This is a genomic window from Streptomyces phaeofaciens (assembly GCF_014648915.1).
GTDB classification, from domain to species: Bacteria; Actinomycetota; Actinomycetes; order Streptomycetales; family Streptomycetaceae; genus Streptomyces; species Streptomyces phaeofaciens.
Genome location: NZ_BMSA01000050.1, coordinates 1 through 15,576, shown reverse-complemented (window position 1 = coordinate 15,576; position 15,576 = coordinate 1). Strand labels below are relative to the sequence as shown.

General features: G+C 68.8%; 13 protein-coding genes. 5 read left to right on the top strand and 8 right to left on the bottom strand.

Annotated features, from left to right (window positions below; translation table 11 throughout):
• Window positions 1–30: 30 nt before the first annotated feature.
• Window positions 31–1,263, top strand: coding sequence for a DNA-binding protein (locus IE275_RS43005; protein WP_189718152.1), 1,233 nt, complete (start codon window positions 31–33; stop codon window positions 1,261–1,263).
• 1 nt (window position 1,264) lies between these two features.
• On the opposite strand, the gene IE275_RS43000 is transcribed toward IE275_RS43005, so the two are convergent.
• Window positions 1,265–2,278, bottom strand: a complete 1,014-nt coding sequence (locus IE275_RS43000) for an NAD-dependent epimerase/dehydratase family protein (protein ID WP_189718151.1) — start codon at window positions 2,276–2,278, stop codon at window positions 1,265–1,267.
• A gap of 217 nt (window positions 2,279–2,495) precedes the next feature.
• Window positions 2,496–2,753: a hypothetical protein gene (locus IE275_RS42995; protein ID WP_189718150.1), complete on the bottom strand. Its 258-nt coding sequence runs from the start codon at window positions 2,751–2,753 to the stop codon at window positions 2,496–2,498.
• Between the two features lie 44 nt (window positions 2,754–2,797).
• Here IE275_RS42995 and IE275_RS42990 point away from each other — a divergent pair, with 44 nt between their 5' ends.
• From IE275_RS42990 to IE275_RS42975, 4 genes are all read left to right on the top strand, one after another.
• Window positions 2,798–3,115 (top strand): hypothetical protein, encoded by a 318-nt coding sequence (locus tag IE275_RS42990; RefSeq protein ID WP_189718149.1) that lies wholly within the window; start codon window positions 2,798–2,800, stop codon window positions 3,113–3,115.
• A 530-nt stretch (window positions 3,116–3,645) separates the two neighbouring features.
• On the top strand, window positions 3,646–5,640 hold the full coding sequence (locus tag IE275_RS42985; RefSeq protein WP_189718148.1) for an ATP-dependent nuclease: 1,995 nt from the start codon (window positions 3,646–3,648) through the stop codon (window positions 5,638–5,640).
• Window positions 5,627–7,495, top strand: coding sequence for an ATP-dependent helicase (locus IE275_RS42980; protein WP_189718147.1), 1,869 nt, complete (start codon window positions 5,627–5,629; stop codon window positions 7,493–7,495). The genes IE275_RS42985 and IE275_RS42980 overlap by 14 nt, the downstream gene beginning before the upstream one ends.
• 163 nt (window positions 7,496–7,658) lie before the next feature.
• Window positions 7,659–8,717, top strand: coding sequence for a PIN domain-containing protein (locus IE275_RS42975; protein WP_189718146.1), 1,059 nt, complete (start codon window positions 7,659–7,661; stop codon window positions 8,715–8,717).
• Here the strand turns inward: IE275_RS42975 and IE275_RS42970 are convergent.
• The 6 genes from IE275_RS42970 to IE275_RS42945 all read right to left on the bottom strand — a co-directional run bounded on the left by IE275_RS42970 (window position 8,696) and on the right by IE275_RS42945 (window position 14,938).
• Window positions 8,696–9,136 carry a hypothetical protein gene (locus IE275_RS42970; RefSeq protein WP_189718145.1) on the bottom strand — a complete coding sequence of 147 codons (441 nt, stop codon included), beginning with the start codon at window positions 9,134–9,136 and terminating at the stop codon, window positions 8,696–8,698. The genes IE275_RS42975 and IE275_RS42970 overlap by 22 nt on opposite strands.
• 1,002 nt (window positions 9,137–10,138) lie before the next feature.
• On the bottom strand, window positions 10,139–11,023 hold the full coding sequence (locus IE275_RS46500; protein WP_229871257.1) for an ATP/GTP-binding protein: 885 nt from the start codon (window positions 11,021–11,023) through the stop codon (window positions 10,139–10,141).
• Window positions 11,017–11,637, bottom strand: a complete 621-nt coding sequence (locus IE275_RS46495) for a hypothetical protein (protein ID WP_229871254.1) — start codon at window positions 11,635–11,637, stop codon at window positions 11,017–11,019. The genes IE275_RS46500 and IE275_RS46495 overlap by 7 nt, the downstream gene beginning before the upstream one ends.
• Before the next feature lie 435 nt (window positions 11,638–12,072).
• Window positions 12,073–12,999 (bottom strand): replication-relaxation family protein, encoded by a 927-nt coding sequence (locus IE275_RS42955; RefSeq protein ID WP_189718144.1) that lies wholly within the window; start codon window positions 12,997–12,999, stop codon window positions 12,073–12,075.
• Between the two features lie 481 nt (window positions 13,000–13,480).
• Window positions 13,481–13,969 carry a hypothetical protein gene (locus tag IE275_RS42950; protein WP_189718143.1) on the bottom strand — a complete coding sequence of 163 codons (489 nt, stop codon included), beginning with the start codon at window positions 13,967–13,969 and terminating at the stop codon, window positions 13,481–13,483.
• Between the two features lie 471 nt (window positions 13,970–14,440).
• Window positions 14,441–14,938, bottom strand: a complete 498-nt coding sequence (locus IE275_RS42945) for a hypothetical protein (RefSeq protein WP_189718142.1) — start codon at window positions 14,936–14,938, stop codon at window positions 14,441–14,443.
• Between the last annotated feature and the right edge of the window lie 638 nt (window positions 14,939–15,576).

Here is a 15,576-nt window from a genome sequence, read left to right as displayed (position 1 = left end):
CGGTTCGAGGAGAGATTCACCAAGACTGGTGTGCGACTCTTCGGTAACGGGACCACGAACCCGACATGCGGCGAGACGCAGTTCCGGCGGTGGACGGGCGGCAAGTTACAGACGTTGCCTGCCGCTCCGACCTGCATGGTTCTGGAAGCGATGTGGCCCGAGTACACGGCTGCACAGCTGTTTGAGCCGCCGGCGCTGGCCGATCCCCAGGTACCCGCGAATGACCTGGAAGAGCGAGTTCGAATGACCGCAGAAGAAGCCCTTGAGGGCGCTGACGCGACCGCGTCCGCGGCCGTCTCCGACAACACCATTGACGAACTGCGTGACCAGGTGGAAGCCGCGGCACGCCAGTACCACCGGATGGCGCCAGCTCAGGCTTATGAAGCCCTCGACAAGCTCCGCACGGCGATCGAGCGCCAGCGGGACCGAACGCAGGTGCCCTTCCAGCAACAGGAGCTCATGATCCTGAACGGGCAGGCGGCTGCGCTGCTGGCCGTCGCTGCCTTCGATCTCGGCTACTTCCCGAGTGCCCGCAGTCTGGCACGCACGGCCGCCGTGTTCGGCGAGGCAACCCGGTTCACGCCTCTCCAGGCATACGCCGACGGCACGCTGGCCTACATCGCGTACCACACGGGCAACCCGACCGAAGCGCTTGCGAAGGCCCACCGCGCCCTGGCACACGGAGGTCTCGGGGACTTGGCGTACCGGCGGCACCATGCCATCCGGGCCCGGGCGCACGCCTATCTCGGTGAGGCAGAAGCGGCCCGGCAGGCAATCCATCTGTCCGCGGAGGACGGACTGGGCCGCCGGGATGAGCTCCACGACGGGGTGGGCGGTGAGTTCGGCTTCTCCTTGGAACGGCTGGCGATGTCTACCAGCACGACGGCCCTGCTGATGGGCGACGCCGCGCAGGCCGAGTCCGATGCGCGGCGCGCTCTCGAACTCATTGCGCAGCGGCCGGCCGAGGAGCAGTCGGCCCACGTGCGGGCGGGCGCAGCCGCTGACCTCGCGCACGCCCGCCTCCTGGCCGACGACGTGGACGGCGCGGCCGAGGCACTCCACCCGGTGTGGGACGTGCCAGCGGAGCACCGCCAGACGGGCATCGTCGTGCGCACCGCCCGGATCCGGCAGATCCTGGCCCGCCCCGAGTACCGCGGCGCCCACGTCGCCAAGGCGTTGGCGGAACGGATCGAGGACTTCAACCGGGTCTCCCCGCCGCACCGGATCGGCCCGCACATCGGGCTTCTCGCGATCGAGGGCTGACCTACAAGGAGGCGAGGATCTTCGCTTCCTTCTCCGGAGCGATCCCGTGCTCCGCCCACCTCGGGTGGTCCACGGGACGCCCGTCGGCAGCCCACCACCGCCACGTGTCCCGGATTGTCTCGGCGATCGGCCGGCACCGGAGCCCGGCCGCCACGGCCCGGCTGGAGTCGACAGCCCACACCCCAGCGTGGGTGCGCCACAAAGGCAACTCCGTCCACTGCTTCACACCCCGGTCGGCCAGCACCACGGGATCGGCCCAGACCGGTGCACCGGCACCACCCGTTTCCGCCAGGCACGCCTGAAGGAACCCGCGGAACATGATGCCCTCGGGATGAGTGACGTTGAACCCGCCGCTCGCCGAGCCGACCGCCTGGTCGAGGGCAAACCGCGCGACGTCGCGCACGTCAACCGGCTGAATGCGCTGCTCGGCCGGAGCCGGGGCGAGGATACGGCCGCCCCGCTGGGCGCGCTCCAGCCACCACGGAAGCCGGCCCACATACTCCCCGGGCCCCAGGATCACACCCGGGCGTAGCAACACCGCGGCATCGCCAAATACTTCGGTCACCGCACGTTCCCCGCCGGCCTTCTGGAACCCGTACCGGGTGGGGGAGCCGTCCTCCCCGGTGTAGCCGTACGACTCGTCGGCGTCCGCCGGGCATTCGAGCAGCGTAGATGTGTCGGCGAGCGACTGGTGCGGCCATCCCTCGTACACGGACACGGTCGAGATGTGCACCCACCGGCGAGCGGCTGGGCGCAGCGCGGTTGCGGCCGCCAGGACACCCCGGGGCGGCAGCTCAGAGCTTGAAGTGTCGATCACGGCGTCGAACGGCCCGTGCCCGGCGAGGCGCCCCAGGTCGACGCCGTTCGTCCGGTCCCCATGCACCGCTGACACGCCGTCCGCGTCCCGGCCGGAGCGCCCCCGGTTGAAGGTGGTGACCTCCCACCCGCGTGCCAGCGCCCCCTCCACGATGTGCTTGCCCAGGAACCACGTCCCGCCCATGACCAGAAGTCTCATGAGGAGGATCCTGCCGTGCGGGCCCGTACAGGTGGAAGTGTGGTCCGCTGTACGGCCCCACAACTGGCCACGCTAGCCCTGGGGTTCCTCTGCGGCCTGCTGCTCCCGGCCTGCGTCACTGCGGTGTGGGCCGGGACGCCGTATAGGGACCGTGGTAAGCGGTGCGCCCCCTTGGGCGGGCCATGTCGGTGTTCTACCTGGCTCGCCAGGAGTGTGATCAGGCCTCCTTGCCGTCGATGTACGACACGCTCGCGCGGTTGGCGAGGACCTGGAGGCGCTCGGCAGCGAAGCCCTCCGAGCCAACTTCGACCTCGACGCCCCGCCCCCGACCTGTGGAACGACCACCTGGTCCTGTGGGCCGCGCGCCGGCTCGCAGCGCACGGCCGCTGGCGCAGTGCGTGGTACGCCTGTCCGCACCCGAACTCGCCGCCGACCAGCTCATCGGCGTGCCGGAGATGGCGAAGATCGGCGGCATCGCAGCCTCCATGCTGCGCGCCTACCGCCCGCGACCAGCGCGAAGTGCCCCCACCCCAAGCCGCTGTCAGTGGCCGCAGCCTCTGGGCACGTCCGGTAGCCCAGGACTGGGTACAGGAACGCGACCGTTCGCCCGAGAGCGCGGCCGCGAAGCTCGACTCCGGTGACAGCGACCTGTCGATCGGCCTGGCCGAGCTGCGACAGCGCCTGGCACGCCGGTTCTTCGGCACCCTGTGGGAGCGGCCCGACTGGCGCAAGCGCTGGGCACGGCGCTTTCGGACCGAGAGCGCCGTGCAGGAGATCGCCGACGAACTCGCCCTGGGGTGTGGCCGCCGATACCGGCAGCATCATCGACGCCCATGACCTCGCCACGACTGTGCTGCATGCGGTCCTCGACGAACTCGCCTCCGGTAAGAAACTCGATAAGTCCATCCGCAGCAGCAGACCGACGGTGTTCTACGGCATCACGACGCCGGTGACGAAGATGCTCGACTGGCTCATCCGTCACCATCCCCGGCACAGCCCCCCCCCGCCTGATCGGCGAGATCACCGACGACGCCGAACGCCGCCTGGAGATCGACCGCGACGTCAGTGCCGAGTCCATCCGCACCGCCCTCGGCCTCGACAGCACCCTGCCCCGCCAGCTCCGGCTGGAATTCCTCGAGCGCGCACTCCCGCCCACCTCCCGCTGACCAGAAAGCACGCTCCCGCTAGGGCAGGCGCAGTAGCGAGGTGGCTACTGAGTTCAAACGAGCGATCCGTTGGCGGTTGGGACGCCGCTGGCATCCCCCACGACCTGGTGGCAGACCGCCGGACGCTGAGAAAAGGCCCGCCGACGTGGACGGTCCTGGAATGATGAATCACCACATCGCACCAGATCGCCAAGGGGACGAATGGGCCTGCACATTTCGCGGATCGAGATACGTAACTTCCGCAACTTCCGGCACCTGGTGATCGACGACTTCCCCGCCCACGCCGTGATCGTAGGCGAGAACGGCGTAGGCAAGTCGAACCTGCTGGAAGCGATCCGCTTGGTCCTCGACCCGTCTCTGTCCGACGCTCGGCGCATGCTGCGTGAGGAGGACATCTGGGAGGGAGACCCCGCGGGCCTGGCCGGCGGAGCCGAAGTGACGATCGTGGTGGAGCTACGAGGCTTCGACGGCGACGATGACGCCAAGAGCATCCTGTCAACCGCCGTCGTGGCCTTCGACCCCTACGTAGCCCGGCTGACCTACCGCTTCACCCCCCGGGCCGAGGTAGCGACCGCCGCCGGCCCCCGGGTGGAGCCCACCGGCCGACCGCTGACCGCGAAGGACTACGACGCCATCGTCTTCGCCGGAGCCAACGAGACCAACGACGTGCGCGCCATCCGCCGCGAAGTGGCCCTGCGCGTCCTGCCGGCCCTGCGCGACGCCGAGGCAGACCTGCACAACTGGCGGCGCAGCCCCTTGAGGGATCTTCTCGAACGACTCCCTCTGGACCCGGTGAACCTGGAAGCAACTGCCTCGGCGATCGCCTCCGCTGTCGACCAGCTCACCAAGGACGACAACGTCGCCAAGCTGGAGGGGCACCTGACGGACCGGCTGGGAGCCATGTTCGGACCGCGCTTGGCTGTACAACCCACCCTCGGCTTCGCCTCCTCCAAGCCGGACGAACTGATCCGCGCCGTCCGGCTGTTCTTCGACACGGCCCGCCGCAGGGGCATCTCCGACGCCAGCCTGGGCAGCGCGAACGTCATCTACCTCGGCCTGCTGCTGGAAGCTCTCAGCCAGCAGCGACTGGACGAGGAATTCATCGCCACCCTCGTCGCCGTGGAAGAGCCCGAAGCCCACCTCCACGTCACGCTCCAGCGGCACCTCTTCAAGTATCTGCTGCGCACCGGACCGTCACTCCTCCTCACCACCCACAGCCCGCACATCGCCGCCGTCGCCCCGGTCCGCTCCTTCATTGTGCTGCGCGCGGCGGAGAACGGCACGACTGGTGCCACGACGTCCGCCCTCCCCGTCAGCAACGAGGAGGCCGCGGACCTGGAGCGCTACCTCGACATCAGCCGCGCCGAAATCCTCTTCGCCTCCGCCGTCGTGCTGGTCGAAGGTCTGGCAGAGCTGTACATCCTTCCCGCTCTGGCGGAAGCTGCGGGATTCGACCTCGACGCCTACGGCACTGTGGTGGCCAGCGTCCACGGCACCGACTTCAAGCCCTACCGCACGTTCCTCGGCCCGAAGGGCCTCAACACCCCCCACGTGGTCATCACCGACGGAGACGCCGCCCCCGACAAGCTGGGCCGGCGGGAAGCCGGCCTCAAGCGAGGCGCGAACCTCCACCCCGAGGAAGCTCGACGCAAAACCCTCCTGGACCAGATCGCCCAACTGCCGGGAACCGATGGAGCTAACTACCGCACGACCCGAGATCCCCTCGCTGTCGACCTCCAGAGCATCGGCGTCTACGTAGGCGCCCAGACCCTGGAGACCGACCTCTGCCCCCTGTTCGGCGAGGAGATCATCCAGGCGTTCAAGGAACTGAACGGCAACGCCACCGCGATCGACGAGGTGAGCCGCGGCGTCGCCAACGAGCGGAACACGACGATCGACCCCGACATCCGCAAGAAGATGCTCAAGCGGATCTCCGCCCTCGGCAAAGGCCGCTTCGCGCAGCGCCTCGCCGCCCACATCGCCCAGGTAGACCTGGACGCCCGGATCCGGACCGCGGCCCAGATCACCAGGGACGACGTCCCACTCGACGAGCAGGCTCTGCGCCGCCTGGGTACAGCTTCATACCTCTTCCTGGCCATGGAGGACATCAGCCGCGCGGCCCGCGGGACCTCCCTCCTGGCCGAGCACGCGGCCCCGTCAGACGTCAGTCGGCAGGGCAGCGATGCAGATCAGTGACACCCTCCTCGCCGAGCTCGAGGAGCTGCACCCCAGGCAACGCACCGCCGTCCTCCACGACGGCAACGTCGTTCTGCGGGCCGGGCCCGGCAGCGGCAAGACCCGCACTCTCGTCGCGCGCATCGCCTACATTCTCCAGACACAGATCTCGGCCTTCCGCGGCGTGGCCTGCATCACCTACACCAACGCGGCCGCTGAAGAGATCCGTCGCCGCGTTCTGCGCAGCGGCGTGCGCGCCGAAGGACGGATCACCTGCTCCACCGTCCACGCCTTCTGCTTGAACGAGGTCCTGCGAGCCTTCGCCCACCTGACCGGCCAGCCGGCACCTCAGGCAGGACAGGTCCTCAGCAAGACGGCAACCGAAGTGCTCCTGCAGCGCTGCTTCGACCAGGCCGGCATCACCGAGACCCTGGCCCAGCACCGCGTGCCCCAGAGCACCCGCATCCGCCGCGCCCTGGCGTGCGGCGAGACGCTGGACAGCTTCGACCCGCGGGAAGTCCAGGCAGCCCGCCTCTACGAAGAGCAGCTCCTCGTCCGTGGAGAGATCGACTTCGAAGCCATGGTGACGCGGGCCGTACGCACCGTCCGCGAGCACGAACACGTCCGCGACATTTTGCGTGCCCGCTTCCCCCACCTCATTGTGGACGAGTACCAGGACCTCGGCGGAGTTCTCCACGAACTCGTCGTCGCCCTGCGTGACCTGGCCGGCATCACCGTCTTCGCCGTCGGGGACACCGACCAGTCCGTCTACGGATTCACCGGCGCCGACGCCAAGTACCTGACAGAGTTGGCAGCCCGAGAAGACTTCCGTGACCTGGAACTCGAGGTCAACTACCGCAGCGGCCAGGACATCATCACCGCAGCCGAAGCCGCCCTCGGGCTGCCCCGAGGGCGCCTGGCACGCGAAGGCGCACCCCCCGGCGACGTCAATCTCGAACAAGTTGAGGGAGGGCTCGAGGATCACGCACGAGTGGCCTGCGATCTCGTAGAGCAGGCACAGAGCAGGGAGGTCAGCCCGGAACAGATCGCCATCCTGTACCCCGCACGCGGCCTTCTGCTCGACGCCGTGCAGCGCGAGCTCACCCGACGCGAGCTGGACTTCCGACACGAGGGCGACGACAAACTGCCCGCCGGCAGCCTCTCTCGCTTCATCCAGCGGTGCGCGAGTCGCGCCGTCACCAACTACCAGATCCACGTTGCACCCGACACCGATCGCGCTGACATGCTGCGCCGGACGCAAGCACCGTCCCTCGCCGCCCTGGCCCGAGCTCTCACCACGTTGCGCACCGATGCCCAGCTCGCTCCGCTCTCCTCGCGACTGTCTCTGCCCCGGGCTCTACAGATGTGCCTCGATCCCGAGTCGCTGTATCCCGCCGACGCACCCGCCCTCGACTGGCTGCAGCATCTGCGCACTGGCCTGGCACTCGACGAGGTAGCCGCGGCGCACCCCGATCAAGACAACACAAACAGTCTCGATGCCCTCACCGACTTGTGTAGCTCCAAAGATCTCCTGCTGCAGGAGCTTGCGCGCGGCGAGGAAGTGATCGGGAAGGTTCTACTGGCCACGTATCACGCGGCCAAGGGGCGTGAGTTCGACACCGTGATCCTGCCGGGCCTCCTCAAGGGCCTGATCCCACGGGACATCCCTGACCGGGGAAACTGGCGCAGGCCCACGGAGACGGAGCTCGCGGAACAACGCCGTACCTTCTACGTTGCCCTCACCCGCGCCGAGTCGAGCGTGAACCTGATCGTTGGCCCCGGCTACGAGACAAAGAACGGATACTGGATATCGCGTGGGCCTTCAGACTTCGTGATCGAGATGGCGCGGCGACTATTTCCGAAGGAACAAACCTGACCACACCGCGCTCCCCTGTCCGCACCGGTGGCCGGGTTACAGGGCGCGGCTGGGAGGATAGTGGGCACCCTCCCTTCTCCGGAACCGGCCGCCGTGGTTCGTGGGATGGCGCCAGGCCCAAAAATCCTGCCCGAATGTCAGTGGAGGCGACCAGACTTCATCTATGACGCTCGATCGTGACGACGCGGCACCGCCGCTGCTGATCCCCTCCGGATCGGCGATCAACCCGATGGTGCTGGACCGGCCGATGCTGCTGCCCATCCTCGATGCAAACGCCCTCTTGGTCGAAGCCTGCGCTCTGGCCAAGAACAACGGCCGACCGAACAGGGTCACCACGCTGGCCGCGACCGGCCGTGCCACCCCTTACATTGCCGCGCACGTTCCTGGCGAGGTCGACGAACACCTGGCCAAGATGGCCGCCCACTTCGAGGTGCCGGAACACCGGGCGCGTCGCGTGCTCAACCAGCAGATCCTGCCCGCCCTCCGGGTGGTCGACCTGGAGATCCGCGATCACCTGTCCCCACGGACCCGGCACATTCTGCACGTCGACCCGGAGATGCCGCGCAACTACAGGGGTGACCCGGACGACGCGCCCACGATGGCGCTCGCGGAGTTCCTCGGACCGTGCGTTATCGTCACCCAGGACAGCGTTTTCCACCACTTTGGGTTTGCCGTCATCGACTGGGTCCCGGTCGTCCAGAGCGTTATGCGCGTGGCGGGCCTGGAGGCCACCGCTGCGAACGCGCTGGTCGTCATGGACTGGGCATTGCGGCTGTCTGGGGCGGGCGTTCACCGCCTGATCGTCCTCGCTGGACGCAACCCGTTGCTCGCGACGGCCGCAGTGACCGGGCTGCTGTGGTGGTGCTACCGCAACGGCCTCCTGACCCGCGAGAGCTGGCGGCGGCGCCTTGCACGGGCAGGGGAGGCGACGGTACCTCTGCTGGAGCTGGCCGATGCGACGATGACTGAGTACCGGGAGCTCAGCGACTCGCTCATGGTGGTGGAGCCCCCGTCCTATCCCACCCGCGAGCAAGTAGCCGCTCGGCACCTCGCACGTTGCGGTCGGCCCCTGACACCTGGCGAACTGCGTGATGCGCTCGCCCGGCACGGCCACATCACCTCCGCCGCACAGCTGAACCGGGACATGCTCGCCCACCGTGCGTTCGTCCGTGCCCCCGGCGATCTGTGGACCGTCGGTCGTCAGGTGCGGCAGCGGACCTGACCCGGCTGCGCCTGAGCCGCAGCCACAGTGCAGGACCGTCCCAGCGGGGCGGCTCCCGAAATCGCCGCTCCGGCTTTGGCGCGGGCAGCGGCGTCCAGGAGTGCTTCCTTCCGTAGTGCGGCCCGCCGTTCGGTCTCGGCTCGGGCCGCACTGCGGCGGCTCTCCGCGCGGATCTTCTCGTCCTGTTCCAGATTGCGGAGCAGTTGGTCGGCCTCTGTTTCGATTGCCTCGACGCGGGTGGTGACTGCGGCTATCGCCTGGCGTATGAGGTCCTCGTCGGTGTCGGATGCGTCCACGAGGGTGGCGAGACGGCTGATGCTCTGCAGGTCTTGGGCGATCTCCCAAAGGGCGTGGAGGAGGCGGAGTTCAGTCTTCGCGTAGCCGGGAGCGGACTGGCATGCCGTCGTGTTCAGCAGCACCCCGACGCGATGACGTGCGCGCTGCGCCAGGGATCGGCTGCGCTGGTGGTCCCTGACGACCACGATCTGGTCGCGGCACTTGGCGGCCAGACGTCTGTGCGCGCATCCAGCCAGAGCCGGACCGGCAAGCGGTGTACCGCGCGACAAGCCCTACACCACCAGCAGCAAATAGGCACCCCGCGCCCGACACGAGGGCGCTGAGGGCGATCAGCGCGTTCTGGGCAAGCAGCTTGTCGGCCTTGCTCGGGTCGGCAGGCTGGTGGGTCGCCCAGGTACTGGCGCAGCTCAAGGGCACGCTCAGTGCGACGGCGCGGCCGGCGAGGGTGCGGTCGATGTCTGTATCCGCTGCGTGCCGGAGTGCCTGGTGGGATGGCCGGGGTACGGGGGCAGTCCGGCCGCGAGCTTCCTGCGCTGTCTGTGCGGCACGGCGGGGTCAAACGATCATTCGGCCTGATGCCGGGCTGCGTGGCTTGGAGTGGAAGGAGGGGAGGAGAGCCTGTCTGGGCATGTGATCACTTCGGAACCTGGTGAGGAGTTCGGGGTGGCTTCCGCGGGAGCGTTCAGGTCTCCCAGCCACGCCGGCGTCTGGAGGAGCGCCCGGGTCTGGGGTGACGTCGCCGGGCATGACGGAAACAGTCTTTGATCGAGGTGATGTCGGCCTTCGATTTGTAGGCGTCGGGGCGCGGCGGCGCCTGTGATCTGTAGGCCGGGGGCAAGGGCGAGCCGGCTGTGGTGGGGCGCATGGCCTGGGTGTGGTTGGGGCGGCTGCAGGAACCGTGCGGGCAGCGGCGTGGCCTCCTGTGGGGAGCCGGGAGGCGCGGCGGGCCCTGCCGCCCACGGGACGGCAGGGCCCGGCAAGGGGGGGTTCCTCCGCCGGGGGAGCAGGAGGTGCGCCCTGCTGCACACCATGCAGTACAAACCAGCCACAGCGATAGATACCGGCCGCGACTTTGATCCAGTGACAGCACGACGCCGCGAACCGGGACCGCTCCGCCCTCGGGGTCAGTTGAGGACTTGTAGCTCTGCGAGGGGGATCTGGGTCTGGGTCTGTCGGTTTTCGGTGAGCTGGCCGGCTTGTCCGCCGCCGCCGGTGGTGATCTGCCAGTTGATGGTCCAGGTGGATGTCGCGGTGACTGGGTAGCGGCCGCCGGGCTGGTCGGCGGAGGCCCGGCTGTAGGTGTGCCCGCACGTCGGGGAGTCCGACTTGCCGGACGCCGCTGTGTACGGTGTGCCCGGCCCGTGGCACGTCACGGCCGTGCCGTCGCCCATCGTCCACACGATCTTCGAGACCTTCGCGGTCGCTGTGACCGTCACGCCGCCTGCCGACGCGCTCGCCGTATTCGGCCCGTACGTCGTAGCGCTCTGGTTGACCCACATCCACATCGGCATGCCGACCAGGTACTTCCCGGTCGCGCGGGGGCTGGCGATGTCGGGTCCGGCGAGTTTCATGGAGTCGACGGCCCGCTGCGCCAGGACGGCCGGGTCGACGGAGGCCGCTGCGGGCGGCGGGTCGGCGAGCCACTGGTTCCGCACGACGCTGTGGGGGCTGTCGAGGTAGTGGCAGGTCTGCTGGTAGACGGCGCCGTCGCCGGGTGTGTGTCCTTCCCAGTCCAGGGATTCGGCCGGGGGCTGCGGTGAGAGCGGCTCGTACACACACGTCCACGGATTGCTGCTGGTGCCGCTTTCGCTGCCGCCCTGCGGCTCACTGCCCGCCTGGCCGCCGGTGCTGCTGCCGGCCTGGCCGGGGGCGTCGGCCTCCACCTCACAGATGAAGACGTCGCACTCCACACCGCCGCCGGGCCCGTCCGCGAGGGCGGTGGGTGCCGCGCCGATGACGGCCAGGACGGCGAGACCGACGGCGGCCGCCGTGCGCGGGCGGGTCAGCACTTCTTGCCCTGGGGCTCGTCCCGGACCACACGCCAGCCCTGCGGCCACTTCTCCAGCGTGGTGGCAATCAGGTACTTCGTGAGCCGGTTGGCGGGCAGCTCGACGGGCTTGCGGGTGTCGGCGACTACGGGCTGCCACTGGGAGACGTCCAGGCAGCTGGACAGCATCACCTTGGGCGTCTTGCTGTCCAGGTCGGTGCCGGTGACCGCCGACTGCGAGACGGTCACCTTGCCGATGTAGACCCGGTTCCGGGCGTGAGCACGCCCCGCGGCGTTCTCCGCGACGGACAAAGCCTCGGAAGCGGCGTACTGCTTCAAGCCCGCGGATGTGCCGTCACGGTCGGCGTAGAAGGCCTGCATCTCGCCCCAGTAGCTCAGGTAGACCGCGAGCGCGGTCTTCTTCGCATCGGCTTCCGGATCGACCGGTGCCGTCGATGCGGGGGCGGCCGACGCCGTGGTGGTGGGGGCGGTGGGCTCTGCCGCGGTGGTGTCGTCCCCTCCGCCGCACCCCGCCAAGGTCGCGGTCGTGCAGAGCAGGGCCGTCAGGGCGGCGAGACGGGTGCGAGTGCGAAGCACTCCGATGGCTAACGGGCCGCTGATGGATTGTCTGGTCACGTTCCCTCTCCGTCATGACACGGGTGTGGTGCACGTGTGCAACTGCAAGGCTACGCATATGCCTGCCAACTTCCCAAGGAGTTGCGGGAGTTCACCCAACGCCCATCCGTACCCGTCTGGCCGGGCGCAGGACGGGGCGCTAGGCGGCGGTCGTGCGCGGCCACCGCCCTGCGCAGTTGGAAGGGCGGTGGCTGCGCAACCGGCCCTGTCGTCGACTGCGCAGGACCGGGGCGGCGGTCGTGCGCAGCCGGCTCTCCTGCGCAGTCGGCGGGGCAGTGGCGGGGCACTCGTGCCCTGGCTCTGCGCAATGTCTGCGCACGCGGTGACCTGCGATGGTTGGGCCTGTGGTCGGGGTTCCGGCCTCCGTGGTTGGGCCTGTGGTCGGGGGCATTGCGCAGACCGCGAACGGGTGCGCAATCGCCCGCTGCGCAATGTCTACGGCACGTCTACGGCGTCCGTGGGGTCCATCCAGCCGGCCCGGCGCCCAGGATGGCGCACGGGGTGCCACACGGCCGCGGCGGGTCCGTGCTGGAGGAGGTCGGTCATCGGCGCGGCCAGCACCGTCACCTCACGCAGGAACAGGGCCACCGAGAGATCCACGTCAGCCGCGTGCAGCGCACGGACACGGCTGTCGAAGCCGGCCGGGCCGGTGCCGTCCAGGACGAACAGCAGCCGCGGGAACAGCGGATAGTGCCGCCGCCATTCCTCCTGGACCGTCTCCACCGTGCCGCGTCGGCCGCGCCGGCCGACGGGTATGGGGGCGTACTGGTGGAGTCGGGCGTAGGCGCGGAGTTTTGCGGCGAGGCGTTCGGGGCCCATGGTGGCCCGGTCGACCTCGAGGAACGCCCGCAGCATCGAACCCCCGTCACCGTTCCGGCTCCCGCGCTGGTAGTAGACCAGTGCGTCCGGGATGACGGCTTCACCGCCTCCGATGGGGTGGTGGACTTCCGGGAGGAAGTCCAGCGGCCGGCAGGTCTCCCCGCGACGGCGTGCATCCAGCAGGAACTGCAGCCCGGTTTCCGTGACCGTGAGGGTGTGGCTCACCCGCAGCCGCGCGGCGACCGGATCCGATACCAGTTTCGGCGGGCGCCGGCCGCGCAGCTCCGGCCACTCGGCGGCGGTCTGCACCCCGTACGCGGTGGCGAACCACACCCGGGTACGCCCCGCCTGCGGCAGGGTGATGCGGTCGACCAGGCCCTCGGCGCTGAGCTTGGCCAGCCGTCGTCTGGTCTGCTCGATCCGAACCTTCGGGGCGATGATCTGGTGCATCTGCTCGGTGGTGGTCATCCGGTACTGCACCAGCACTGCCAGCGCCAGCCGGTCACCGGCGCCGGCATCCGCATCCGTCCTCGTTCTGGTCATCCTCGGCAACTCCCGTACGCACTCGGTGCGGTGCCGCCCCGATGCGGTACCGCGGGTACGACCGAGCGCACCAGCCGGCCCCGACCACACCACCGACCGCCAGGGCCCGACCACGGTCACGCTGCGACAACACCGCCCCCGACCGGGCAGGTATCCCCGCTGACAACCCCGCTCTCAGCGGCACGCGCACCTGTGGCCCCGCTCCTGCATATCCGCAGGTCACCCCAGCATTTTCAGCGTGGTCGGCACCCCGACATCCCCCTCAGCACACCCCACACCCCAGTCCAGGAACAGAAAGAAGAGAGGCGGGGAAGGGACGGGTGGGTGGGCGTGCCGTCGGGGATCGGGGCGGCCGGGGAGGGGGTGCGCGTCGGCGGAGCCTCCGCGCGTCTGGGGGCACACCCCTGGAACGGCCCCAGGAGGGGTGTTGACGGCCGGCTGGCCCTGAGCGGTGAGAACCCCGTGGGGTGGGCAGCGGCCCTTACCGGTCGTGTGGAGTGGTGTCTTCGGTTTGTGTGTCGTACTGGGTGAGGGCTTCGTTGACGGCGCGTTGCCAGGTGCGGGCGATGCCGCCGTGTTCGCGTGCGAGTCGTGCGGCGAGTCCTCGCCGGTGTCCGCCGTCTTCGCGGAGCGCGGCGAGTGCGATCCTGACCGTGTGGTCGCGTAGGGCGCGGTCGGCTCCGCCGGTGGCTGGTCCTCCTGGGGGGCGTCCGGCTCTGCCCAGTCGCCCTGTGCCGACGTCTTGTTGCCACGCGGCCCAGAAGGACTCCACGGCCTGTTGGTCGAAGTAGTGGGTCCGCCCGACGGTCTGCACGACCTCCGGGTGGCGGCGTGCAGGAGGCTGGGTGTGGCGCTCGGCGTACCAGCGCGCGAGGGTGCCGGCCGAAGCTCCCGTCAGCTCCTGGATCCAGGCTCGGCTGACGACCCATCGGCCCTCGTGTACCTGGCGCAGCGGCGTCCTGTCCGGCACGACCGGCCCCCTCGTGTGTGCCAGGGCGCGGACCTGCCTGGCGGAAGACAACGGCCTTTAGGATAGAAGGGCTTCACTGGGAGAAGCACGCTGGCGGGGAATTCTCGGGCAGGTTTGCCGACCGGCCGGGAACTGTGATTCCCCGCCAGCTCGAAAGTGGATTGCCGGGCGTAGCAAGAGCCCTCTTTTACCCCCCCTCGCGTGCCTCCGGCATCGAGGTGCGGGCTGCGCCCGCTTCGCGCGTCCCCGCGCGAACGGCATGCCTCCGGCGGGTCTGTGGAGCAGGCCTCCGGCCAGGCAGGGGACGTGCCTCCGGCTCGTGAGAAGGGCTCCCCCGTGGAGTGGGGGAGCCCGTACGGCGGGTGCCTGGGGTGGGGGTGCCGGTGTCTCCGACACCCCCACCCGGCGCCCCGGCGGTCGAGCCCGGGGCGGGGAGGCGGGCCAGGTCGCCATCCGCAGCCCGCGAAGTTGCTACAGGACGGTGTAGGCGACCGGCGGGTAGACAGCCTCGGCGTCACCGTCGTCGTCGGAGTGGAGGCCGGGAGCGTCCACGAACGCGGCTTGGGCTCCGTCGCCGATCAGTTCGGCGGCTTCGGCCGCACTGCACTCGTTGAGCGTGCCCCAAAGCAGTTGCCACGCCTGCACGGTGGCAGGGCCGTTCGGTTCGGTTGAGGGGGAGCGCAGGTACATCACTCCGCAGCACAGGGTCTGGGCGAGCCCGCAGGACAGCAGGAACGCGAAATTGTCGAACAGCTTGGACTCCGCACCCACCAGGTCGTCCGGTCCGCCGGTGCCCTCCACGGTCAGAGGCAGAGTGGCGGACAGAGGACGTGCCTGCCCCTCCATGTCGACGCCCAGCCGCATCACGTGCTCACCCGGGGCGAGACTCGCCATGACCCGGGCGAGCACCACGTGCGCTTCCTCCTGAGCCTCTGCAAATACGTTCATGGAAACCGGCTTGAGCTTCATTCCTGCTCCTTTTACGTCACTGGGAGTGCACTGCCATCCGAAAGAGTTGCCGCCCCTTCAGACACTCATATTCTTTCGTGTGATCATGAATCTGCACGGCCCTTTTCCAGCCATTGAGTACACGAAAGAAGACAGGCTCACAAAGGCGTCACGGGACTCGCGCCCCGCCCAGCCCACCTCATGACACCTACTCAACCTTCCTGTACAGCAAGCAAGGTGACCAAAAGTCAGGCAAATAGGAGGCAGCGCCTACAAAATCCAGCAAGTCCAATTACCCTGACAAGTACCGCATAATTCTCTTTCATGAAATCAGCCATTCGAATACCTCCCGATGCAACCTTTCAAATTCTCTGCCGGAGGCAGACACTCAAAAGGGAATGCAGCCACCCCAGGCCCCCGGAGGGGGCCCGGAGCCCCGGAGGGGGCCCAGGCCCCCGGAGGGGGCCCGGAGCCCCGGAGGGGCTCCTCCCTCCTGGTGTTCCGTGGGTTATCTTCTCCACGGAACACAACTAGATTCCGCCTTCCAAGAAATCGGAGATTTCTCAAAACCCACACCCCAAAGACAACTGACTAACCATCACCCAAGACGCGTGCCGGAGTCACGCAGTTTTGGAATTGGCCGGAGGCCAACTTCCAAA